Annotated in this window: 25 protein-coding genes; 24 read left to right on the top strand and 1 reads right to left on the bottom strand. The window is 34.3% G+C overall.

All coding sequences use genetic code 11. The annotated features are described in order from the left end of the window. Positions 1-5: 5 nt before the first annotated feature. Genes RsY01_RS02275 through RsY01_RS02235 form a run of 9 tightly spaced genes read left to right on the top strand, consistent with a single transcriptional unit; the run spans position 6 to position 7,807 of the window. Positions 6-872 carry an isocitrate lyase/phosphoenolpyruvate mutase family protein gene (locus RsY01_RS02275; RefSeq protein WP_238594933.1) on the top strand — a complete coding sequence of 289 codons (867 nt, stop codon included), beginning with the start codon at positions 6-8 and terminating at the stop codon, positions 870-872. Next, positions 869-1,960: a thiamine pyrophosphate-dependent enzyme gene (locus tag RsY01_RS02270; RefSeq protein ID WP_094783940.1), complete on the top strand. Its 1,092-nt coding sequence runs from the start codon at positions 869-871 to the stop codon at positions 1,958-1,960. The genes RsY01_RS02275 and RsY01_RS02270 overlap by 4 nt, the downstream gene beginning before the upstream one ends. An 18-nt stretch (positions 1,961-1,978) precedes the next feature. Beyond that, entirely contained in the window at positions 1,979-2,794 is an 816-nt protein-coding gene (locus tag RsY01_RS02265) for an aminoacyl--tRNA ligase-related protein (RefSeq protein WP_094783939.1), read from the top strand. After that, a complete protein-coding gene (locus RsY01_RS02260; protein WP_094783938.1) occupies positions 2,782-3,861 on the top strand; it encodes a nucleotidyltransferase family protein in 1,080 nt (359 codons plus the stop codon). Before RsY01_RS02265 ends, RsY01_RS02260 begins: the two co-directional genes overlap by 13 nt. 1 nt (position 3,862) lies before the next feature. Then, positions 3,863-4,114 carry an acyl carrier protein gene (locus RsY01_RS02255; protein ID WP_157905768.1) on the top strand — a complete coding sequence of 84 codons (252 nt, stop codon included), beginning with the start codon at positions 3,863-3,865 and terminating at the stop codon, positions 4,112-4,114. Between the two features lie 6 nt (positions 4,115-4,120). Continuing rightward, positions 4,121-5,206 (top strand): cysteine peptidase family C39 domain-containing protein, encoded by a 1,086-nt coding sequence (locus RsY01_RS02250; protein WP_094783936.1) that lies wholly within the window; start codon positions 4,121-4,123, stop codon positions 5,204-5,206. A gap of 4 nt (positions 5,207-5,210) precedes the next feature. Continuing rightward, complete coding sequence (locus tag RsY01_RS02245) at positions 5,211-6,212, top strand: ABC transporter ATP-binding protein (RefSeq protein WP_094783935.1); 1,002 nt, start codon at positions 5,211-5,213, stop codon at positions 6,210-6,212. Next, the gene (locus RsY01_RS02240; protein ID WP_094783934.1) at positions 6,202-7,020 is read left to right on the top strand and encodes an ABC transporter permease; all 819 of its coding nucleotides are present in this window, start codon (positions 6,202-6,204) and stop codon (positions 7,018-7,020) included. The genes RsY01_RS02245 and RsY01_RS02240 overlap by 11 nt, the downstream gene beginning before the upstream one ends. 1 nt (position 7,021) lies before the next feature. Then, positions 7,022-7,807, top strand: coding sequence for an ABC transporter permease (locus RsY01_RS02235; protein WP_094783933.1), 786 nt, complete (start codon positions 7,022-7,024; stop codon positions 7,805-7,807). A 109-nt stretch (positions 7,808-7,916) separates the two neighbouring features. On the opposite strand, the gene RsY01_RS02230 is transcribed toward RsY01_RS02235, so the two are convergent. After that, complete coding sequence (locus RsY01_RS02230; RefSeq protein ID WP_094783932.1) at positions 7,917-8,813, bottom strand: Rgg/GadR/MutR family transcriptional regulator; 897 nt, start codon at positions 8,811-8,813, stop codon at positions 7,917-7,919. 850 nt (positions 8,814-9,663) lie between these two features. Here RsY01_RS02230 and RsY01_RS02225 point away from each other — a divergent pair. The 15 genes from RsY01_RS02225 (at position 9,664) to RsY01_RS02160 (ending at position 24,372) form a co-directional block, all read left to right on the top strand. Beyond that, a complete protein-coding gene (locus RsY01_RS02225) occupies positions 9,664-11,550 on the top strand; it encodes a helix-turn-helix domain-containing protein (RefSeq protein ID WP_094783931.1) in 1,887 nt (628 codons plus the stop codon). Between the two features lie 264 nt (positions 11,551-11,814). Next, a complete protein-coding gene (locus tag RsY01_RS02220) occupies positions 11,815-12,144 on the top strand; it encodes a hypothetical protein (protein WP_094783930.1) in 330 nt (109 codons plus the stop codon). A gap of 332 nt (positions 12,145-12,476) precedes the next feature. Continuing rightward, complete coding sequence (locus RsY01_RS02215; RefSeq protein ID WP_094783929.1) at positions 12,477-12,719, top strand: hypothetical protein; 243 nt, start codon at positions 12,477-12,479, stop codon at positions 12,717-12,719. A gap of 83 nt (positions 12,720-12,802) precedes the next feature. Then, on the top strand, positions 12,803-13,105 hold the full coding sequence (locus RsY01_RS02210) for a hypothetical protein (protein WP_094783928.1): 303 nt from the start codon (positions 12,803-12,805) through the stop codon (positions 13,103-13,105). Continuing rightward, positions 13,105-13,572 carry a hypothetical protein gene (locus tag RsY01_RS02205; protein WP_094783927.1) on the top strand — a complete coding sequence of 156 codons (468 nt, stop codon included), beginning with the start codon at positions 13,105-13,107 and terminating at the stop codon, positions 13,570-13,572. The genes RsY01_RS02210 and RsY01_RS02205 overlap by 1 nt, the downstream gene beginning before the upstream one ends. A gap of 14 nt (positions 13,573-13,586) precedes the next feature. After that, positions 13,587-15,257, top strand: a complete 1,671-nt coding sequence (locus RsY01_RS02200; RefSeq protein ID WP_094783926.1) for an FtsK/SpoIIIE domain-containing protein — start codon at positions 13,587-13,589, stop codon at positions 15,255-15,257. 239 nt (positions 15,258-15,496) lie between these two features. Beyond that, positions 15,497-16,771, top strand: coding sequence for a replication initiation factor domain-containing protein (locus tag RsY01_RS02195; protein ID WP_094783925.1), 1,275 nt, complete (start codon positions 15,497-15,499; stop codon positions 16,769-16,771). Between the two features lie 73 nt (positions 16,772-16,844). Then, positions 16,845-17,126, top strand: a complete 282-nt coding sequence (locus tag RsY01_RS02190; protein ID WP_094783924.1) for a hypothetical protein — start codon at positions 16,845-16,847, stop codon at positions 17,124-17,126. A 220-nt stretch (positions 17,127-17,346) separates the two neighbouring features. Continuing rightward, the gene (locus RsY01_RS02185) at positions 17,347-17,931 is read left to right on the top strand and encodes a hypothetical protein (RefSeq protein WP_094783923.1); all 585 of its coding nucleotides are present in this window, start codon (positions 17,347-17,349) and stop codon (positions 17,929-17,931) included. A gap of 118 nt (positions 17,932-18,049) precedes the next feature. Then, on the top strand, positions 18,050-22,207 hold the full coding sequence (locus RsY01_RS02180) for an MSCRAMM family protein (protein ID WP_094783922.1): 4,158 nt from the start codon (positions 18,050-18,052) through the stop codon (positions 22,205-22,207). 80 nt (positions 22,208-22,287) lie between these two features. Further along, on the top strand, positions 22,288-22,734 hold the full coding sequence (locus tag RsY01_RS02175; protein ID WP_094783921.1) for a hypothetical protein: 447 nt from the start codon (positions 22,288-22,290) through the stop codon (positions 22,732-22,734). An 18-nt stretch (positions 22,735-22,752) separates the two neighbouring features. Then, positions 22,753-22,905: a hypothetical protein gene (locus RsY01_RS10880; RefSeq protein WP_157905767.1), complete on the top strand. Its 153-nt coding sequence runs from the start codon at positions 22,753-22,755 to the stop codon at positions 22,903-22,905. Then, a complete protein-coding gene (locus RsY01_RS02170; protein ID WP_157905766.1) occupies positions 22,883-23,281 on the top strand; it encodes a translation initiation factor IF-2 N-terminal domain-containing protein in 399 nt (132 codons plus the stop codon). Before RsY01_RS10880 ends, RsY01_RS02170 begins: the two co-directional genes overlap by 23 nt. Next, positions 23,278-24,126, top strand: coding sequence for a conjugal transfer protein (locus tag RsY01_RS02165; RefSeq protein ID WP_094783919.1), 849 nt, complete (start codon positions 23,278-23,280; stop codon positions 24,124-24,126). Before RsY01_RS02170 ends, RsY01_RS02165 begins: the two co-directional genes overlap by 4 nt. Positions 24,127-24,132: 6 nt before the next feature. Then, complete coding sequence (locus tag RsY01_RS02160; protein ID WP_094783918.1) at positions 24,133-24,372, top strand: hypothetical protein; 240 nt, start codon at positions 24,133-24,135, stop codon at positions 24,370-24,372. Position 24,373: the final 1 nt, after the last annotated feature.

Genomic DNA, 24,373 nt, shown 5'->3' with positions numbered 1-24,373 from the left:
AAAAAGTGAAGTTTTTAGAAAAGTTGATAAATGGACAAATGAGAATCATGGAGTGTCATGATGCATTAAGTGGTATGATTGCGAGTCAGGCGAGTTTCAGTTTAGATGATGATTATAAAGAGTTTGATGGTTTATGGATTAGTTCATTGTGTGATTCTTTGGTTCGTGGAAGACCTGACATGGAGGTAGTTGACATTTCCGATAGATTACAAATGATTGAAAAAATTAAATCAGTTTCATCGAAAGATATTATTGTAGATATTGATAGTGGAGGGAATATATCACAATTGTTTTATACAGTTAAAACTCTATCTGAAAGAGGGATTAATGGGATAGTGATTGAAGATAAAATAGGGATAAAATTTAATTCACTTTATGGAAAGGATAATCCACAATGTCAAGATACAATAGAAAATTTTAGAAAAAAGATATCTATCGCTTTAAAGGCAAGAATTAATGATGATACAGTAATTATTGCGAGAATAGAGAGTCTCACTTTAGGTAAAGGAATAGACGATGCAGTATTCAGAGGTATTGAATATATTGAAGCTGGGGCAGAAGCCTTGTTAATACATTGTATAACTCGTCAAGCAGATGATTTATTTAAGGTGATTGAAAAAATAAAAAGAAAATATCCTAGTATTCCCATTGTGGCTGTACCAACTAAATTTCCTGAAATTGAAGAAGAAGTACTATTTGATAGGGGGGTAAACTTAGTAATTTATGCTAATCATTTACTTCGTGCGATTATACAACCAATGGAAAAAGTTGCGGTAAGCATCTTAAAAAATGGTAGAACCTCTGATGTAGAGCATCATTTAATTTCTATTAATGAAGTATTAAACTTAATCCCTAAAGGAATCGAAGTATGAATATAAAAGATTTTTTGAATAATTTAGAAAAAAATAAAATAACTCGTTTTTTTGGTGTTCCAGACACTTTATTATATCCTTTAACTTCGGAAGTCCCTAAAGAGAATTTGTTCATTGTTCCAAATGAGGGTAATGCTGTAGCGATGGGGTTCGGATTCAGCATTTCTACTGGAAAATTACCAGTAATATTTTTACAAAATTCAGGAATAGGAAATATATTGGATCCGTTGCAAAGTTTAGTAGCCCCAGAAGTGTATAATCACCCTATGCTATATATAATTAGTTGGAGAGGAAGACCTGGTACCAATGATGCACCTCAACATATAAGAAGTGGAAAAGATACAGAAGAGAATCTAAAACTTTGTAAATTTGATATATATAAGCGAGATTATTTTGAAAGTAATACATTTGACCCTATTGAAGAAATAATAAAAAAAATAAGAAAAGATTGTAGAAGCGCTGCAATATTAGTTGATGATTTGTTTTTTACTGAAAAATCAAGTCCCCTTATGAAAAACAAGGATTACAGTTGTATTTTGAATAAAGTATCAAAATACTGTGATGATGAAGAAAATATTATTATTACTTCAACAGGTATGATAAGTAGAGAATTTTCAATATACACGACTGATGAAAAAAAATATACTCACTTACCTATGGTTGGTTCACTCGGAGAAACGTTATCATTGGCTTCAGGTATAGCTTTAGGAAATAAAATTTTAAGAAATCGAAAAAAAGTTATAGTTATCGATGGAGATGGTTCATTACTAATGCATTTGGGTGCCCTGGCAATTCCAGATTACTATGATTTAAGTTTAACTTATATTTTATTAAATAATCATAGAAACCTAACTGTTGGAGGTGAGCATACTTTAGCAAAATCTATGAATTTCAAAAAAATTGCTCAGTATTCCGGATTTGGTAATACTGAGACCTATAGTATTAAAGAATTCTTGAACTTGAAAAAGATATGTGAATCTAATTCTTTAAAGTTCATTGAAATAATTTGTTCTGAGGAGTCGGAGGATAGCATATTACCAAGAATGACTTATGGTTTTGAAAATATAAAAAATAAAATAGCGAATTAATAAGACCGGGAGGATATTATGGGCAATATTAATACGGATGAATATAGTAGTTTATATGCAAATGACACTGAAAATTTAAAAAAATTAGATTTAGAGTTCAAAAAAATTGTAAAAAGAGACACAATGGAAGAATGGTTTATCCCAGCGTTGATAGAGAGTGATGTTTTGGAACGTTGTGGATACTTTTCAACTATGCCAAATCAATTAACAAAAGTTAGTGTCATCAATCGAGAAAAAATAGAAGATCTTATAAAAAAGAAATCGTTACCAAGGATATCTGATTATGATAATTCTCCAAATTATTTTTTAACACCTGCAGCTTGTTTGCATCTATATCCAATGATTGAAAAACATCCCATTAAAAATAAAATTATTACTACATTTGCTAGAGTATATAGGTATGAAGAAGGTAAATTTGAAAAGAAAACACGACAATGGGATTTTTCTGTAAGGGAATTTGTTGCTGTTGGGACTCCAAAATTTGTAGAAGATTTTCTTGAAGATATGATGAATTCTTTGTTGAATTATGCTCAGAAAATTTATGATCATGTTTATATTGAAGAAGCTAGTGACCACTTTTATCCAAGTAAGAACAATTTAATTAAAAAGAAATTTCAATTGAAGAATTCACTTAAAAAGGAGTTGGTAGCAGAGTATGATAATAAAAAAATATCTCTAGCATCTTTTAATTATCATACAAATCATTTTAGTAAAGAATTTAATTTTGACGAAGATGGAACTATTGTTTCGGGATGTGTTGGTTGTGGCTTGGAACGATGGTTAAAATTAATTGAAGTTAGAGAAAGTGGAGGAAAGCCAGCATGGGAGGAATAGAAAGAGTTGTTGTAATTGAGTTACTTAAAAGCTATAAAAAAAAGGAAAAATTTATTAAAGATTTATGGAGTGGTAAATTAGATATAAAATTTCTTGAGTATCATAAAATAGATATGCTCTATTTCTTCAAAAGTAATGAAAAATATTTAGATGTAAAATCGTTTAACTATTTAAATAATAAAAAAAGAATTCATGAAGAACACAATGAAAAATATAAGGAAATTGCAGAACGTTTAACAGAGGAATTTGAGATTAAAGATATAAGCCATGTGTTTTTAAAAGGTATATTTTGCTCGGAATTTCTATATCCTAAAAAATGGATACGATATTATGGTGATATTGATTTATTGATTGAAAAAACAAATATTAAAAAGGTAGAGAAGATTTTAAAGAAAGAAGATTTTGTTTTTGGAAAAGCTGACACAATTCATAAAAGCATTATTACAGCTTCAAGAAGAGATATATTATTTCAACAGACATTTACTCATGAGATATATAACATGGTTCGTAAAGAAAAAGAATGGTTTAGTAATGTTGATACTAATTTTCTATTTTCATGGAATGGATTTGAGAATAGTTTGTATAACAAAACAATTAATGATTTTAAGGATCATATTGTAAAGAAAGGTAAATTATATTTTTTTGATAATATAACTAATTTTTTGCATATGTGTTGTCATTTATACAATGAAGCAGTTTATTTTCAGTTAGATAAAGGATTCTCGGGAGGAGATCCCAAGGAGATTCAACTGAATCGTATTTTTGATATTGTGTTGTTGGCGGATAAATTCAATCAAATTGATTTTGATAGTGTTCTTGATATCTCAGAGAAACAAAAAATTTTAGAAAAGGTTCAGTTTTCAATGAAATTAATCAATTGTTTACTAGGTGAAAAAACAATCAATTGTAATAATAAGTTAATGGAGTATGACAGTATAAATTTAAACATTTATGTGGATGAAAATTCAGAGGTTAAGGAATGGGAAATTTCTCCAATAGAACGTGTTTTTGATTTAAATAAAAAAAATGAAGTCTCTAAAATTCTATTTCCAGAACGGAGTAAGTAAAATGTTAAAGAAAGAAATTCGTGATATAATTTTGAACAATATTTTATTAGACGACAGATCAAGTAAGCTAAGAAACGATGAAAGTTTAATTGGTAAAGGACTGGATTCAATTAACTTTATAAATATTGTTGTCGAATTAGAGGAAAAATTTTCCATAAATTTTCCGGATGAAAAATTAATATTCGAAGAAGCAGGTACAGTAGATCAAATTTTTCAGATTATTCAAAATGAATTAGATAAAAAAGGAATATGAATATTTATGATTTCTGAAAAAATATTAAATAAGATTAATAATAAAAAACCTAAGTATTATAATCCTTGTAGTATCCCTCTTACAACTAGGATATTGAGTAAAAGAAATTTTTCTATTTATACAAGTTTACTTTCATTGGATGGAGGAACGGCGATTCCTAATGTAGTAATAAGAAAAGATGGAAGCATTCATTCAAATGTAAGCTATTCGAGAAAGCTATCTTCTTTTTCTATCTTTCAAACTCTGGGTATTGTACGCTCTATTCAAAATTTTGAAAATTTTTTAAAAGGAATTGATTATATCAAGGAAAAATTGAATAAAGATGAGGAGGTGATGTTAGCAGTTTCTTGCTTTTATTTACCATACTCAAAAGATTTCATGAATATGGATTATTTTAAAGAATATGAAAAATTTGGTATTCATTACATTTCTGTGACTGATATAAATGAATCGTCAATAAGAGTGTATGATACGACTCCTAAAATAGAGGATAGATGGATAAAATTAGAAGATTTTGAAAGAGCTTGGGAAGGAGATGGTGCGTTCAAGTTTCTAAAAGACATGAAAAATGTTTTAATTCTTAATCCATATTCTTATTATGAAATAGAAATACTACAAAATAAAGTTGATATTTTAGAGTTTAGTTTGTTAGTATTGAAAAAAAATATCGAGAATTTAGTAGTGGGTAAAAAAATTACTGAAAATGAAGAAGAGTTTTATTTTGGGGAATTAGCAAATATAATGTTAATTGATCTTTCAAGAAATGCATTACTAGAAAATAATTGGAGCAAAATATCGCAAATATCTTTGAGTTTAAACGAATCAAAATTTAGTAGGTTTTTTTTAAGAGATTATTTATCTGATATTAGTTTGATGTTACCAGAATTGGATATATTTAGAGTTGAAATTGAGAGCTGTATAAAGAATTTTGAAAGGTTAACTAACAGATTAAATATAGAAATAAATAAAAAAAGTTATGATATAAAAAAAATAAAGATTTTGGAAAAAAAAATTGAAAAATATTTCAAACAAGAACTATCGCTATACTTAAAGATGGATACATACTTGGAAAAGATGTTAGGAGTGAAATAGCGTAATGATACATGTAGAAAATTTAAATAAGACTTTTAAGAAATGTATAAAGCAACCAGGAGTAATAGGAGCATGTAAATCATTATTTAATCCTCAAATTGAGTTTTTTGAAGCGGTAAAAGATTTATCGTTTGAAATCCCTAAAGGTGAAATAATGGGTTTTATTGGTGCAAATGGAGCAGGAAAATCTACTACGATAAAAATATTGACAGGAATTTTATCGCCTACTTCGGGTATTTGTCAAATTAATGGAAGGGATCCTCAAAAATATAGGGTAAAATATGTTAAGGAAATTGGAGTAGTTTTTGGGCAAAGAACACAATTATGGTGGGATTTAGCTTTGCAAGAGACGTATTCTGTTCTTAAAGAAATATATGAAATTCCGAATTTTGAATTTCGTAAACGAATGGATTTTCTTAATGAGGTATTAGAATTAAATGATTTTATTAAAGATCCTGTTCGCACCCTATCATTAGGACAGAGAATGAGAGCTGATATAGCAGCAAGTTTATTGCATAATCCTAAAGTATTATTTCTTGATGAACCAACAATTGGCCTTGATGTTGCAGTAAAAGATAACATTCGTCGTGCAATTACTCATATTAATCAAGAAGAGCAGACAACAATTTTGTTAACCACACATGATTTGAATGATATTGAGCAACTTTGCAATCGTATTTTTATGATTGATAAGGGACAAAAAATTTTTGATGGTTCAGTAAGTCAACTAAAACAAAAATTTGGAAAAATCCATGAAGTTACTTTTGATCTTGTTAGTAAAAATGATATAAAAAAACTAGACTATTGTCATAAATTTGAAGAAATAGAGTTTGAACAAAAGGGAACTATAGTAAAAATTAAATTCGATGCATCAAAAATTGCTATTCAAGATCTTTTGAAATATACTTTAAGTCATGTATCAGTGACCGATATAACGGTAAAAAATGCGGATATTGAAGAAATTGTTCGTCGCTTTTTCAGAAAGGAGATAATAAATGTTCAATAATTTGAAAAAATATCAACCGTTTATTAACGCTGGTATAAAACGAAGTTTTGCCTATAGATTAGATTTCTTACTCTATCGTGTTGGCGATATTATGGGAGCTATAGTAACTTATTTTCTTTGGTCAGCCATATTTAATTCTTCAAAACACTCTTCAATTGGTGGTTTTACAATCCAAGAAATGAGTATTTATGTATTTTTAAGTTTTTTTACAGGAATTGTAATTAATACAGGTAGTAGTCCAACGATTGGTCAAGAAATAAAGGATGGATCAATCGTTATGCGTTTATTAAAACCAGTAAGTTTTATGGCAACATATTTATTTGAAGAGGTGGGGAAAAAGATAGTTCAAGTTGGAATATTAACGGTACCTATTTTAGGTGGGCTCATAATATTTCAGATTTTTATTTCGACTGTAGTTCCTTTCGATATATTTAATTTGTTATTTTTTAGTTTAAGTGTTTTACTTGCTTATCTTCTAAATTTTTATTTCGATTTATGTTTTGGTTTTACAGCGTTTGTTTTAAAAAACCTTTGGGGAGCAAATATTATGAAGACATCAATTGTAGCGTTTATGTCAGGCACATTAATTCCACTTGTTTTTTTTCCTTCTGAATTATATAACATTTTACAATATTTCCCTTTTGCGTCTTTAATATATACTCCTGTACTAATTTACTTAGGGAAGTATGATAATTTACAGTTGTTTAACGCTATTTTTCTCCAAATATTTTGGCTAGTGATTTTTTATACCCTATCTAAAATAATTTGGAGAATAGTTAGTGAAAAAATAACGGTTCAAGGGGGGTAATGTGAGAAGAATTTTGATACTAGAAAAAATATTTATTAAACAATATTTAAAACAACAAATTGAATATAAGGTTGACTTTATTGTAGGAGTTTTAGGAGTATTTTTGACACAAGGATTGAATATTTTATTCCTTAGTTTAATTTTTTCTCAAATCCCTTCATTAAATAGTTGGAGTTTATCACAAATTGCCTTTATTTACGGATTTTCACTTATACCTAAAGGACTTGATCATTTGTTTTTTGATAATTTATGGAATGTAGGACAAAGATTAGTTTGGACAGGAGAATTTGATAAGTATATGACTCGTCCTCTCAATCCGTTACTACATGTACTACTAGAAGTTTTTAAAATAGATGCCGTAGGAGAATTACTAGTCGGTGTCTTATTACTCATAAAAACGTCAGGGTCAGTTTATTGGACAGTTTCAACGATTTTTTTCTTTATCATCGCAATTCCATTTGCTACTTTAATATACACAAGCCTTAAGATAGCAACTTCTAGTATGGCTTTTTGGAGTAAGCAAGCAGGAAGTGTCATCTATATATTTTATATGTTAAATGATTTCGGTAAGTATCCTGTAAGTATTTATAATAGAGCAATTCGTTTTATAATAAGTTTTATAATTCCATTTTCTTTTACCGCATTCTATCCAGCAGATTTTTTCTTAAGTGGACGAAATTTGGCATTTAATATTGGGGGACTAATCATTATATCACTTGTTTTATTTGCAATTTCTTTATTAATATGGCGAAAAGGAATAACAGTGTATGAGAGTGCGGGGTCTTAAAATTATATGTAGTAGCAGATTAAAGATTAATCTTTATATTCATATTAATAAATAGTATATAAAGGATCTAATAATACAAGTATCTACTAATTTAATAACGTTTCTTTATCTATTGTGTTTTAAGAAGAGAGGAAATTTCTTCAGCTACCAGATTAGCAGTTTTAAAACATTGACAGAATTCAAAAATTTGCTGACACTTTTTCATCGTTTCAAGTGCATACTTGTCACCTTTATGATAATTATAACTAGCGGTGTTATAGATGAGTGTCAATTTTTCATACATATAGTACTCATGAATATCATTAGTTTCTAGGTGATTGATGAGATTACGTGCTAGATTAAACTGTTTTTTTGAAATGAATAGATTAATAATATTTATAGAGGTCTGAATAAGAGCGTGTTTATTGCCTTCAATTTTGATTGTTGTTTGTCCAGGATTCAACATATTTTGAGTTAAAATAGAAATAGTACCCAAATCAAAAATTAAACAACACTGCCCTAAGAGCTCAATATCATATTTTCCCCATTCATTTAACTTTATAAGATAGTCTTTAAGCATTTTAATATCGTCAAGGGGAACTTTAAAAATTGGATCAATTATTGAAATCAGTGATTTTATCCGAACAACCTCCAAATGATACTTTTTTATATTTCTATTATTGTTATGCTTACTATCGAGTTCTTTTAATATGACATGGAGCTTAGCTAAATTATGGGACATATAAGCATCTGTTATTTCACTATTAGAAATTAGATTATATTCTTTAGAATGGATATAGTTATCATAGAAAGCCTGAAATTCAGTAATACTTACGTTGATATTTTTTAATTCTTCTAGTAAAAATCGAGCAGAAAATTCAGTTTTACCATTTTCAAAATTGGAAAGATGTGGACAGGAGAAACTATTTCCTGCTGCTTCTTTTATTGTAAGACCCTTTGATTTTCTAAGAAGTTTTAACACTGTTCCGAGGGTGGGATCAATTTTGCTATTTTGTTCAGTAACCATATCTAAAATAAATTCCTATCTGTAAGACTTGCGGGGATCAATTGATGAATCTTGAAGAAATACTAATTTTATAGATTAAAATATTTCACGTAGATGTATGCAACCGTTTGCTTTTATTATATAATAAAAAATACGAATAGTATAGATATATTTTTTAAGAATTTATTTTAAATTATATTAGAAAAGCGAATAATACTGTTTGATTTTATGTTGATCAAAATATTGTGAAATTAATTTCTATTTTAAATAGGAATTAATCATTGAAATGCTTAAAATTAATATAAAGAATTAATAGTATTGCACGGATTATTCATATATGTTCATTTTCTGAGACTACTATTCTAAATATATATTATTTGAATTTACTATATAAAACTTTTATATTAAAAACTAATCATGGATTTTTATGTAAGTAATAACTTATATTAATAATAAAAATAAAATGGATAAGTTTAGATAGTTTATAAAAGCAAAAGCTTTTGAAATATACAGAGATAATTTCTTTGTATTATAATGAAACTAAGAAATATAAAAAATTTGGAATGGAGGGAATTGTTATGAAAAAGTTCAAAAAAACTCAAATTATTTTTGCTGCTCTTGCCATGTTTTTGTATATAATTGTTGGTTTATAAATTCTTTAGTTGAACAGTTAATAAAATTGATTTGAATTTTAGACGTATCATTTTTTTATTAATGTTCGGGAAATAGACCTCTATTATATTAAAGATATAGCTTTTAAAAAGGATAAAGAACATTACTGACAATAAATGCGTTAGTGGTTCTTTTATTTTCTTAAAAAAGTTTTACTCAAAAATTTTCAATGGAATAATGTATTATTGGAGGACTATTCATGATAAAAAATCGTTCATTTAAAGAGTATATAACAAATCGATTTCATAATGAGTTGTTAGAAATCGTAAATAGATATATTGATATTTTTTCGGACGAATTGAGCTTGCAGCTAAAATTGCATTCCTTTGATCAATGTGAGGAAGCAACCGTATCAAAAATAGACGTTATATTCGTATATGTAGATGATCAGCCTAACATGCAGATTTTCTTTGATATTGTAGTGGATGCTGAAATTTTAGACAAAAGATCAAGCGAAAAATGTGATGATAAGAAAATTTTTCATCAATGGTTTAAAATAGGTTGTTTCGGAGATTTGAACTGTGATTTAGATGATTTTCAAATCCTAAGTATAAAAATTTACGATAGAAAATCAGATTATAAAAATCCGTTGTCAGACGAGCTCATTCCTTATATTTGTACAGATGAGGTTGATCAAGTTGCTAACGATTTTGTATTAAAATACTATCCTGAGGCAATGGAAAAACCAATGCCTGTCAATCCTTATGAGCTAGCAAGTAGAATGTCTTTGAATGTTAAGCAAAGAGATATTTCTAAAGATTGTTCTGTTTTTGGAAAAATTTACTTTCAAGATACCAAAGATGAATTCTATGATTCTAAAAAGGATGAAATGGTGGTGGAAGAGGTCAAAAGAGGAACGATTTTTGTTGACCCTAGAGTTTATTTTTTGCGGAATTTAGGATCAGTAAATAATACAATTGTTCATGAATGTGTGCATTGGGATAAACATAGAAAAGCAGTTAAATTAGAAAATTTGTATGATAATGATGCTAAAAAAATCGTCTGTACTGTTAAGGGAAGTGTGGAAGGTAAACAAAAAGAAACAATAAAGTGGATAGAGTGGCAGGCAAATAAATTAGCGCCTAGGATTCAAATGCCATTTATCATGTTTCAACTCAAGGCTCAGGAGGTAATTGAAAAATATAAGATAGAGTTGAAATCTTCTAAGCTTGTGGATGTCTTAGAACCGGTGATTGATGAACTTGCCGATTTTTTTGAGGTATCACGATTAGCTGCGAAAATTCGTATGATTGATACTGGTTATTATGAGGCGCGCAATGTTTTTATCTATATTGACGGAAAATATATCAGACCTTATACTTACACGAAAGATGCGATTGGTGAAAATCAGACGTTTTGTATAGGTTTGACAGATGCTTTAACGGAAAGTGTGGTGTCACCAGATTTTAAAGAAAGATTGCAGACAGGTGATTATCTTTATATTGAGTCGCATTTTTGCTTAAACGATCCTAAGTATATTGAAGATAATCAACTGACAGAGTATGCCCGTCTACATTTGGACGAGTGTTGTTTGATATTTGATTTGAAAATCAGTGCCGATAATCAATATGATGAAAACTATCATTTTTTGTGTTTTCTAAATCGAGACAAGGCATCCAATATAATTTTTGAAGCTCATTTTTCAGATTGTGACACTCAAAATCAGGCTGAAAAACTTTCTGATTATCACGCTGAGGTTTTGAAAGTGGCGCAAAGTTTACCGATGACGTTTTCAGGGGCGCTTGATCGTTTGATAGAATGGTCAGAGATGACGATTGAAGCATTAGCAGAAGCCTCCGAAATCAGCGAGAAAACCATTCAACGATTGAGATATAATGAGCCTGATAATGTCTCAATAGAAAGTGTGGTGCAGCTGTGCATCGGGATGCAATTAGAACCAATGCTGAGTGATTATCTTTTAAAAGCCTCTGGAAAATCCCTCATGATGACAGCGCAACATACCATGTACTATTTTTTGTTACATAGCTATTATACACATTCTATTTATGAGTGTAATGAGATGTTGGCAGATCAAAACCTTAAATTATTAGGTAGAAAAAACAGAGGGATTGAGGCAGTTATTTAATTTTATTGGAACATTGGATGTCTGAGGTCAAAAGTGAGTAAAGACTAGATTAAGAGAGACGATTCTTTTAATTAGCTTTTTTTTTTGCTTAATTTGTATTGAAAATAGGACATCCGATGTCCTGTTAAGTTAGTCAAGCGTGAAGTAATATGAGACTATAAGGGAATAAATGATACTTATTTTGAACAGCGATTAATTGAAGTGCACAAGTTAACCGCTATGGCTAAAAGGATTAAAGTAAAATTAAGCATAGGAGACTGACTGATGACTAAGACAACAAAAGAGTATTTGAAACAGATTGAAAACATGAATCGTTATATTGAACAATTATTGAGTGAAGTTGAGGAATTGAGGGCATTGTCTCAATCGTTATCAGGTACTCAATTCGGTGAACGCATTACGGGTGGTAACAAAAATAATGAGGCAGCGTTTGTCAACTATATCCTCAAAATCAATGAGCTAGAAACAAAAATTAACCAAGAAATTGATAAATTTATAGATTTGAAAACTACAATTATCAAGGCAATTGATGAATTAGAAAATTTAGAGGAACGGATGGTGCTGCGTGCAAGGTATATCAGCGGAAAAAGTTGAGATGATATTTATGATCAATTAAATAGGTCAAGAAGTGCTGCGCACCGTGTTCATGCGTCTGCTTTAGCAAATTTAAAAGTCCCAACAAAAGTTGAAAACAAACGAGACTAATTGGGACGGCATGAGACTATAGGTAGTGCTATAATGGTAATGTGATAAAAAGGTAAAGAGCAGTATGACAAATAAATAAAGCAAGCGATTAGAAAATTCTGGTCGCTTTTCTTTTTACCTTGATTGACCACTATGTCGTTAAACTAGCAATAATAGATGAAAGAGAACGATTAGCAAAAGCTAGTTGTTTTTCTTTTGCCTAAAATGAAAGGAGGAGGCAAATGAGTCAAGGAAACAAACTGCCGTATTTAGAGGAAGTTGAGAGAAATTTGGAGGAAGTATTTTCGAATTTTAAATATCTCTATCATCAAAATATGACGGATGAGCGTGCTTTAAATCAGTTAAGGCAGCGGACACTGCATCAGATTTGGCACTATCGGGAAACGGACTACAACTCTAGTTTTTACGTACCGTATGAGTTGAAAAAACGTTACTCAGATAAAGTTAAAAATTATCTGTTTTAGGCAAAACTGACCGAAATGTCATGAAACTATTCTATCCAAGTGGTAGAAAATAAAAATTTTATTCTTAAAGGAGAATACTAGGTATGAAACAAAACACATTTCTAATGAAAACGGATTTCCTTGAAAATCTGATTTATGATGGATTCGAGAATGGGCCGCGTACAGTTATGGGACAACAAGGCGCTTATCAACGTCACCATGTTGCTAATGCTGCGCACGGCTCTTTCGATGTCATCACTAAAACTTTGACGGATGCGGTGCCGGAAGGCGCGCAAACTGAGTTGGTTAATCCAATTTTCTATCCTGATTTTATTCATGGCAATCAAATTGCGCCGGCTTTGAACGTATTTGCGACTGATATTAAAGTATTTGGAGGTAAAAAATAATGGCTATTGGACTTAAATTTGACAAACAAAAAATAATGGGTAAAGACTACCGTGATATTACGGCCGCTTTGCAATTGGATCAACTTTTTGGGAAGTTGACATTACGTGAGGCAAAACCTTTGTTTGCCTTTGAAGATGATTTGACACAACCACGGAACGCTGACGGCAGCTACCCGCAAGCCTCAACTGGGGAGATTTTAGGAATTGACGTTGACTTACGCAGTAGCGTGCAATCCGAGGTGATTAAATTTACCATTGTTGGTGTGACACCTGCTGACTTTGAAGCGTTAGGCATTGCCTTTAATGATGAAGTTGTACTTGAAGGGATTCGAGTAGCTTATTATGCGATCCCACAAGGCGGTAACCGTAGTAACAATGGCTATAAACTTTTTGCGGCAGGTATTTCAAAGGCCGGAGCTGTTAAGGCAGAAGTGCCTAAAAAAGATGATAAGATGCCGAAAAAATAGAATAGGTGGCTGATATGAAAAAAATTCTTCGCTTTTTTTGGAAGTATAGAGGATTCAGGGTCAGAGATTGGTATAAGCATCAGAGACTCATTGTCACTTTTGTCTTGTTTTCACCGATTTTGCTTGGGCTAGGTAGCTATGTTTACTTTCATGATGGTGAAGTGTTAGCTTATTTTCAAGAAAATGTGCTAGTACGTGTGCCGCTTGCACTAGGCATTTTGATTATCCTATTATTAGTTGCTCTTAAAATCGAGATTGAGCTTGAAAGGCACGTTGTCTTTTTCACAAGACTACGCTCATTGTATTTTTTGAGACGAAAAATGTTTTATTCCAAATTTTACAATACGGTAAAAAGAGAAAATAAGGCAGAGAAAATCAAGTTTGAGCGAGCGTACTTGCGACAAAATAAACACACGGTTGAAGTTTCGTTTGAGTTGCGAGGCACAAAAAGTGAACAAAAGTTTTTACAAATTGGGCCGCAATTGGAGACGACTTTTTCGGGTGACTTAATGGATCGGCAGATATTAGACGGCTATATCATCTATACGATAGCCTTCCAAAAATATCTTGGACGAATTTCAGTCGATAAAGTTGAGATGACAGCTCAGGGTTTACGCTTAATGGAAACCGTTTATTGGGATTTTAGGAAAGAGCCGCATCTGTTAATATCCGGTGGGACTGGCGGAGGGAAATCAGTCTTACTGTTTATCTTGATTTTAGCTTTGGCAAAAATTGGTAATCTCTATATCTGTGATCCCAAACGCGCTGACCTCGCAAATTTGGAAAGGTACGAGGTATTCAATGGTCAAGTTTATTTTGAAGTCTCTGATATTGTCAAATGCGTGATCCATGCCTGGAAAATTATGAATCAGCGTTATGATTATATGCGTCAAAGTCCCCAAAACAAAATGGGGCTTGATTACTCTGACTATGGTATGAAACCAACTTTCGTGATTATTGATGAAGTTGGTGCGATGACAAGTGAATTAGAGGGGATGCGTGGCAGTCGTTTAGCTGCGGAGTATCTTAACGCGCTACAACAAATTGCCCAAAAAGGACGCCAAGCTGGAGTCTTTTTAATTTTGTCTTTACAAAAAGCAGGTGTGGATGCCGTACCGTCTAATATCCGTGATCAGCTGATGAAACGGATCACGGTGGGTGTTTTATCTAGCACGGGCTATTCTATTGCATTTGGTGAGGAAGCGAGTCAAAAGGAATTTAAAACAATCAAGGAAATTAATGGTCAGGCAGTTCGAGGTCGAGGCTATACCGGAAATTTTGGTGAAGTCATTGAGGAATTTTACTCACCGTATGTGTCGTTTGATCGGGGATTCGATTTTTTTGAGGAGTATGCAAAATTACCTAAACTTGAAATAGCTGACTATGATCAGATTATCCAGGCTGAGATAAAAAATAGGTCTAAAATACCTGAAGTATCAGATGATCAAACGTTTTCTAGGGAGCAGCTCGCAAAAGCATTGGGGACAAGTCCTACTGTAGTGCAAAGGGCGACTCAATTATTAGCTGACAGCGGTATCTATTTTGACAAGGGCATTAAAGGGCGCTATAGCTATGATGATCAGGATAAAGACTTTTTTGCATCCGTTTTAGCCTATAAACGTTCTGAAGGGGTGACTTTATCTAAAGCGATTGAGCAGTTTATTCAGTCAGTCGAAGATGATTAATGAGCTATCGGAAAGTTAGTAGTAGGCAAGCAGGCGTAGCGAAGCGGAGCCTGCGTCTCCGTGCCGGATACTAACCTTTCCGATGCTCATGTTACCCCGTATTCTAATAGGGGGGTAACATTTTCAAAAAACGCCAGTTTTATTACCTCTCATGCTAGACGGGGGAAGGGTTAAAGGGGTGTTCAAAATTGGCACTTTTGTCCAATTTTTTTGGCACCTGAATCAATGGAGTAAAATTAATGGACGGTTACAGACTGAAAGAATTTAGGAAATCATTGCAGATGACTCAAAAAGAGTTATCCGAAAAAACAGGACTTAGCTTAGATCAGGTTAAGAAACTTGAAACCGGTAGAAACAGATTAACATCCGATAAATTTCGAGAAATCAAAATGAGGCTAGGGTTGATCAATAATAACTCTGAAAACCCTTTGCGGATGATGATTGACTATCTGCGCATGACCTTCAAGAATATTCGAGATATAGAATACTTTGTCGAAACTATCTTGTTCATTTCCTACACCAATTTTGTCAGTGTGGCATCTGGTTTGTACGGTTATAATTCATCTTTGCGCTTTGGTAATATCTGGATTTTATACTATTACGATGCGGAGGCGCGTGGTAACTACAATTTAACCTTACAGTTATCAGGTCAGGGCTGCCGTGAAATGGAGCTATATTTTGAAAATACAGGCTTAACTTGGCAGTCATGGTTAGAACGTTCGATGGTATTTCATGAGGACACCAATATTACCAGAATTGATATAGCTTTAGATGACTTATACCAAGGCTATGGCAATGGAAGTAAACATTTTCAGATTCCGAGTATCATTGAAAAAATGAATAGCGGTCTAATCAAAACAAAACAATTTAGAAGTTGGGAGCACGTCGGTGGTGGCATCATCAATAATGAAAATTTTGACGCGCCAGATGATAAAGGGGTATCTGTCTATTTCGGTTCGAGGCAGTCGTCACTCTATTTCAATTTTTATGAAAAGCGTTTTGAACTTGCGAAAAAAGAAAAAATCACGGTTGAGGAATCACTGGAAATTTTCGGTATCTGGAATCGGTATGAAGTACGCTATTCACACGATACAGCTCAGGCGCTCGTCATGAAATTTATCGAAGGGTATGATCTAGGGGATATGGTTCGGGGGTTAATCAATCAACGCTTATCCGTTTATCAGGGGATTGACGAAAAGTGGGGGTCTTATATACCTGACGAGAAGTGGCAGCGACTATTTGGCAATGTGGATTATTTGAAATTGACGACTCAGGCAGAACCTTATGACATCATGCGTACTGTTCGTTGGCTCTACTATCAGGTCTCAAATTCATTGGCACTTGTGAAAGAATATGATCGGATTGTTAATCGAAATTTTCTGGAGGACATCTTGGAATCAGGGGAGATCACGGAGGTCATGGAGAAAAGACTTGAAAATGTGAGGACACAATACGCTATGTTGGAGGAGCTTGAACTGAAAAAACAATTCAATCCAACGATTTTAATGGACTAACAATCATCAAAAATACACTATTTCTTTTGGGTTTGGGGTAATCTAAAACTTTAGAAAATATGAGGTGTCGTTAATGGCAAAAAAAGAAATCAGTGCATCAGAAGTAGAAATTAGAGGATTGGCAAATGAAATTTTGACGCAATTAGAAGCGGGACAAATTAAAGAAGTCAATTCTAGTAATAAAACTTTGGAAAATAGGCTGAAACGAGTAGAAGAAACGGACATCAATGTGCTCTTTAAAGAGGCTTTAAACGGCTCTCTTAAAAAGATTGATGGGGTTGTCTATGCTTATAATAAGGCGATGAAAGGTGCTCGGATGGAGGCTAAAACTTTAGCTGATATTTTGGGTGCTTAATCATTAAGCAAAACGGGTGGATGTTTTGGGAATAACATATTTTTGATGATAATTTAGTAAATTAAGCAACTTATCCTATTGATATAATAGTAAGCTATATCAAGTATCTATGGTTGATAAAGTTAGATACTATAATGATAATCATTGTAGTATGCGGCTTGATATGGGATAATAAAAGTGTGAGATAGTCATGAGGAGAATTGAAAAGAGGATATAAAAAATGAATAACCTTTTAGAAAAAATTAAAGCAACAACACTCAGGCAGCGCTTGATTATAGGTGGCGTTTTCCTTATCTTGATTGGTTTTGGTACAGCTACAGTTGTTCATCATCAAAATGTTGTAAGTGAAGCTAAAAATAAACAAGAAAAGCTAGAATCTGATAAAAAGGCGAAACTGGATAAGCATTTAAAAGCGGATAAAGCATCAAAGGATAAGGCTGACCAGGCTGCTCAGGAAAAGGCACAAAAAGATGCGGCAGACAAGCAAGCCAGGGATAAGGTTCAAGCAGAATTAGCAGCTAAAGTGCAGGCAGAAAATGATGCCAAAGCTCAAGCGGAACAAGCAGCTCAAGCTGTCAGTGAACCGCAACAACAAGTCCAACCAGATATGCAACCTAATGACAACTATTCAGGACAATCTGAAGTCCCTAACTCGCCAAGTCAATCAACTCCCACGCCGCCTGCACAACAAGCACCAAGTCCAGGTAATCAGTGGGGCAATACAACACCAGCTGAGCAAGGGGCACTTGAAAAAGGGCACTCAGTTATGGGTGGCGATGAATCACTCAATGTTTATGCAAAATAATAAGTAAAGATAATCATAATAAGACAAGAGATAAAATGCTTGTCTTATTTATTGCTCAAAAATAAGCGCTCGACTGAACGCTTTTTATTTTGTTTACGAAACTAGAAAGAGGCAAATTGTGAATAAAAAATGGAAATCAGGGAAAAAATGGCTCTATACGTCAAGTGCCCTTGCGATATTAGTTGGTGGTGGGATAGCGGTGAGTCAAACCTCCCCACTTACGCAACTATTTCAAGTCGTTGTCGTTAAGGCAGATGAACTCAGTGACACTGGTGCGGTAACGATTGGGACAGCTAATGGTAAACCCGTTGTCAAAACGCCCAATAATGATATGTCATCTGAAAAATTTTCAGATGTTGTTCGGGCAGTTGTTGGTGACAAAGCCAACTCTGTAAAGTATGTCGCAAACAACCTTGCTTGGCAGTCTAATACAACAATTGATGGGACTCGCAGTGTTCCAACGACTGGTATTGGCTATTTTATGCGACAAGATGGATTTGCGGGTGCACAAGCGCTCAGAATGGATGAAGGTCAAAGTATCTTGATTAAGAATATGGGGTCTGTCAAGGATATGTCAGATAATATTATCCCAATTGATGTGAAGCTGACTTTAAACTCTTACAATCCGATTGACAATGCGAGTAATACAGCACTTCCCAAAACAGGACTCATGGTTGCGCTCCAGGGGCAAGCAAGTGACGGGACACTTCAAATTGATGTTGGTGCACCCTTTGAAGGGGCGACTGGTGGTCCCGGTGAGGGGGAAACGGGATCAGGAGGTGGCACAGGATCAGGAGGTGTAGGTTGGTGGAATACATCTGGTGTTGCGCAACTTGATCAAGTTACTTTTAGCTATACGCTAATCAATCATAATACGGGTGCGGAGATTGATAGCGTGCTACAAGCCACTCGCTATTCGGATATTGATTCTTCTCAACGCGTTAGTTATGATACGTTAGGACTTCAAGGAATCATCTTATCATCAAATACACAAATTACACTAGATAATGGTGTGTTAGTTGGGCCGAGTACCACAACAAATGAAACGGATGGCAAAATACTTGGTGCTAAAAGTTTGATTAAGGTCTCAACTAATACAACCAATGTTGTTAAGTATGACGGAGAAAATCAAAAATCCACAATTGCTTTGGGGATTTTTGGTAGAACGGATATCAAAGTTGTCCTGGACGGAACGTTTAAGTTGGATAAGTCTCTTTTAGGGTACGATGATGCAATGCCTAATAATTTGTATAGCTTTTTACCACTTGTTTTTGACATCTATGATAAAGATGGTAAAGATGTCGGAGATATTGCAATCCCTGTAAATGGTAGCGCGGTTGAAAGTCCCAAATTAAAACCTGGTGAATATACGCTTAAAGAGCGGGCAAGTTCCGTGACATCTGTGACGGGTCAAACGCACAACCCTAAAACTTACAAGGTGACAGTCGTTGTTGGTAAAAAAGGAGATGCTGCACCAGTCGTCAAAGTTGAAAATAAGCCGGTCATGGGTGAGATTACGGTCACGAAAAGAGGGGCCGAGTCCGGTGACGAGATGTGGAATGCAAACTATACCTTGGTAGATAATGAACTGAGATTGACAAGCCTAACTGACGGGAAAGTCTACACGGCTAAGACGGACAAAGCCGGAAAACTCGTCTTTAAAAATCTACCTCTGGGCAAGTATAAGCTAGATGAAACTAAGGCAAGCGCTGGCTTTGTCAACACTTTCAAACCAATTGAAGTGACCTTGACTTGGCAAGATAATCAAACTGAGATTGTCTACGGTACAGCTCAGGGCACAAATCAGGAGGTTAAGGGCGAAAATAAACTTTGGAAGTCTGATAAAGCCACGGGTGAAAAAGCTCAAGGGAAAGCTGAAATGAAAACAGCTGAATATGGTTTATTCTACGGGGATGATTCCGACGGCTCTAGCCCTCATAAAAAAGGTGAACCGGTCAAATGGTCAGCGATGCCTAAAGCCAAACTTATCTCAGGCGAAAAAGTTACCGAATCAGTTATTAACGGCAGAGTTGTCAAGCATGGTGATAATATCGTGGTCGGTGTTGATGATACGAAACTAACCGTCTACATTGGTAATTTACCTCTTGGAAAATATGTTTGGAAAGAATTAAATGCGCCTATTGGTTACGCCTTAGACAGCTCAGAAATACCGTTTGAAATCAAAAAACAAGATGATCAAACGGCTAATGTGATCACGTCTGATACCCACTCGAAAGAACAAGTAATCAAGGCTAAACTCATCATCCAAAAACTCGTTGAAATTGCTGGGGAATCTGCGGAATCTGGATTTAATGGTGTGAAATTTAATATTGCGCCACTTGCAGGGACAGATGCTGCTGCTCAAACAATAACGACGGGGATCAAGGGAGACGAGGACGGCTATGCTAGTGCTGAACTTGTCTATGGCGATTATGTGATAACTGAGGACATGGCAACCCTTCCTAACGGTTATCAGCCAATTAGACCAATCTACATTCGCATGATTACTGATCCTAAAACTGACATCATCACGATTACGGCAAGCTATCAACCTGACGGGTCAAAACCATTTTCTAAGCGTGTCTTTAGTCAAAGCGATAATCAGACGACAGATAAAAATGACAACATCTCAGGCAGCCTTGCTGGTGTTGTATCAGACGGTGTGCCGTTTATCAGTTTATCCAAAATAACGTTAACAGATAAAGGTGCACCCCCTGTGCCGTCAATCGACATTGAAAAAACTAATGGCGAGATTACTAAAAACGGCATTGGTAACTATGAAGATAGTGTCAATAATTTAGGCGAACATGATCATGACACTAAAGAAACTGCTTTTGAAGTAACTGGCGATAGCACTAAAATTTTCTTCAAAATTACCAATAATGGTGAAGATGATTTAACCAATCTCAAGGTTATTGATAAAACAATCACTGGTACAAAGCAAGTGAAAGCTATTCAGTTCACGTATAAAGGTAAAGCACTTACGATTGATAAGTTCGGAGTGCTTTTTCTTGACGGTCAAGCTCTTGTCCTGAAAGTTGGCGAAACGATTGAGGGAACTGGTACGCTTGAAAAATTAGTTGGTGGGGAAGACCATGCGGATATTGTAGAGGTTGTGGCGCTTGGTCTGGAATCTAAACGTGAAGTCGGAGATGATGACGAATGGCACGGACACAAGCCTAAGCCGTCCATTGACATTGAGAAAGCAAATGCTGAGATTACCAAAGGTGGTAACGGAAACGGCAAAGATAAGCCTAATAATATCAGTCTAGGCGATCATGACACCAAAGAGACAGCTTTTGAAATTAGTGGCGATAGCACTAAAATCTTTTTCAAGGCTACCAACAACGGCGAGGATGATTTAACGAACTTGAAAGCTCTGGATAAAACAATCACTGGTACAAAACAAGTGAAAGATATTAAGTGGACTTACAAAGGCAAGGTGCTTACGGTTGATAAGTCTGGCATTTTCCTACTTGATGGCAAGGTCTTTGTCCTGAAAGTTGGCGAAACGATTGAAGCAACTGGCACGATTGAAAAATTAATCGGTGGCGAAACTCACGCTGATAAGATTACCGTGTCAGGTGTCGGTGTCAAATCAAATGAAAAGGTTGGAGATGATGATGAATGGCATGGCTTTAAACCTAAACCATTAGTTGATGTCGAGAAATCAAGTGAAGCTATCTCTAAGGGTGGCATAGGCAATCATCTTGATAAGCCTGATAACTTAGGTAAGGGCGATTCTGATACTGAACAGACAGCGGTTGAATTAGGCGACAAAGCTCAAACAATCAATTTTCGTGTGACAAACAACGGAACTGAAAGTCTGACTCATATCAAGTTGACGGATAAAACGCTTGACGGTAATCATGATGTCAAAGAGATCAAGTGGACTTACAATGGTAAGGCGCTTACAACTAATAAAGATGGCGCACTTGAACTTGATGGCAAACTACTTGAATTGCCAGTTGGTGGCTATATTGTTGGAACAGGTACACTTGAATCTATCACGGCAGGTGAGGTGCATAGTGATGAAATCACAGTATCAGCTAAAGGCACAATTAGTGTTAAGACTGTTGGGGATAAAGACAAATGGTATGGTAAGAAACCTAAGCCAGTCAATCAAGTTATTAAAATTTTCCTACCTAAAACTGGCGAGGGGAAAGCACTTCTCGCAACTGCTATTGGTGGCTTGATTGTGGTAATCGTTACAATCATAAAGCACAAGGTCATCTTTAAAGCTCTAAGAGGCGATAAAGATAAAATCAAGAAATAGTTAATCAACTAAACCACGACTAGAGGAACGTGCAGATGGGGTGTGAAGCCCAATAAAACAAAAAGAAGGTGAGGTGTACCGTGAATAAATTTTTAAAAATCTTATTTGCGATTTTTGCAGTCGTTGCGGTAAGTATCATTGGGTTTGGTGCTTATTTTTTAATTGGTGGCGATCGCTCAGAAGAAACAATCAAAAAAGAAAATGCTAACTCATTTGAGTTTAAGTCAGTTTCGGAATCTTCCAAAGCAGTCACAAGTGAAAAGAGTTCTAGTGAAAAACAGGTAGTTGCTGAAAGTAAAGCAGCACCTGTTTCAGCGCCACAAACTCCCTCAACGACAACGCCACCACCAATTGAAACAGTGCCCGAGTGTACTTATGATTTTGTACCAGAAATAGCTGTACCACTTGGAGAAATATCAACGGAGACATCAGATTTGTCATCTGATATTGAAGCACTAAAAGCGCAGTACGCAGGATATGACATTATTATTGTCAATCCAGATGGTACAGAAAGTCAAGTACAGTAAGGCATGGAAAGGAAAATAATGTCAGTATTTTTAGTTATTGATCGTTATACCAATGAGGTGATTGGTCAATATGAGCACTTATCAGTTGCTAACGCAGTCATTGATGAATTAGAGGACAAATCACTTAATGTCAGAAAAGAGGAATCAAATGTCAAAGACAAGAATTTATGAAGTCGCAAGAAATCTCGATAGGACATCTAAAGAGATTTTAGCGATTTCAAATATACTAGGGTTTGAGGCTAAAGCAGCTAATTCATCACTTGATCAGGCGCAAATTAGTGCCATTGAAAATTATTTGATCCCACCAGAGCCTAAAAAGAAAAAGTCGAGGAAAAAAGTTAATCAATTTGAAAATGTTTCGGATGTATTGGCCTCAGAAAGTTCTTGTCAAAGACAGTCTGAAAACTATGACGGCATGACTAAAAAAGAAGTCAAACGCTATCAAAAGACACAAAGAAAGCTAGAAAAACAGTCGAAAACACGGCAGAAAGTTGAAAAAAAGCGGTTAAATTACCCAAACAATGCAGTCAACGTAAGGCAAATATGATTGTTTATGGTACGGTGATTGGTTTAGTTGCTTTGTCAGCTTTTGCTTTATTTTCAACTGGTCTAAGAAATTTCAAGCAAGCCAATCCACAGTCTGTTACAGCGCTAAAAGCTGATTCGGGTTTAGACACGAATAACAAAATCAATTTGTTTCTGTCAAATTTTGTGGGGGCATACTTTAACAAAGGATTGGATAATTCAAATCAAGATGCTTTAATCCCTTTCTATGGTGGTGAGTTGCTAGATGTCAAAAATCCACAAACAAATAAAGGGGCTTATGAATTAGTGAGTTCAACCTTGCTTGAAATTAAAGATAAGGTCGGATCATACGCGGTGACTTATCGTGTTAAGACAAGTGAAGGAGATAGTTGGCATGAAGTGTCAACTATTTTTAATATCCCTTTTGGTGAAAAATCTGGAAAATACTATGTCAGTGACTTGCCCTTTGTGACGCAAACTGAGAGTTTACAAGCAAATAAAATCAAGCAGAATAAGTTGGACGAAATGACCAGTATTTACGATGAGGCATGGCAGACGAAAGCCAATAACTTTGTATCTGCTTTTTTCACGGCTTATACAAGTGATGACAATACCCTAGCAACTATGAGTAAGGGGATTCGAGGTATTACAGGCTACAAGTTTAAGTCATTAGATTATTCGTATTATACGCTTAATCAAAGCGAGACAAAATTAACTGCTGAGATACAAGTGACGTTTGAAGATAATTTTGCGATGACGCACAGTGAGGACTTCACGCTGGAGCTTACCAAAAAAGAAGATATGCTTTTTGTGAGCAAGCTCTATCATGGTATTAAAGCGAGTGATTCAAAAAAAGATAGGGGGTAACTCAATATGAATGGTGTGTTTAAAGATTTAGCAGAAAAAGGTCTGGTGCCCGCAGCTGTTATCTTTTCGGGTTACTATATTGTGACTAAGGGGATCGGTAAGCAGGACTGGGGCAAAATTGTAAGTATTATTGCAGGTAACCTACTTTTGGTAGGTATCGTCTATTTTCCAGATATTCTCAAAACTATTGCTAAGGTTGTCATGGGATTCTTGCAACGAGTTTTTGAAACTGTTTTAGGGGGTTAAA

The sequence above is a fragment of the Pseudolactococcus reticulitermitis genome, assembly GCF_002260845.1.
Classification (GTDB): Bacteria; Bacillota; Bacilli; order Lactobacillales; family Streptococcaceae; genus Pseudolactococcus; species Pseudolactococcus reticulitermitis.
Note: the sequence above shows the minus strand (reverse complement) of the source record. Positions and strands in the feature narration are given on the sequence as shown.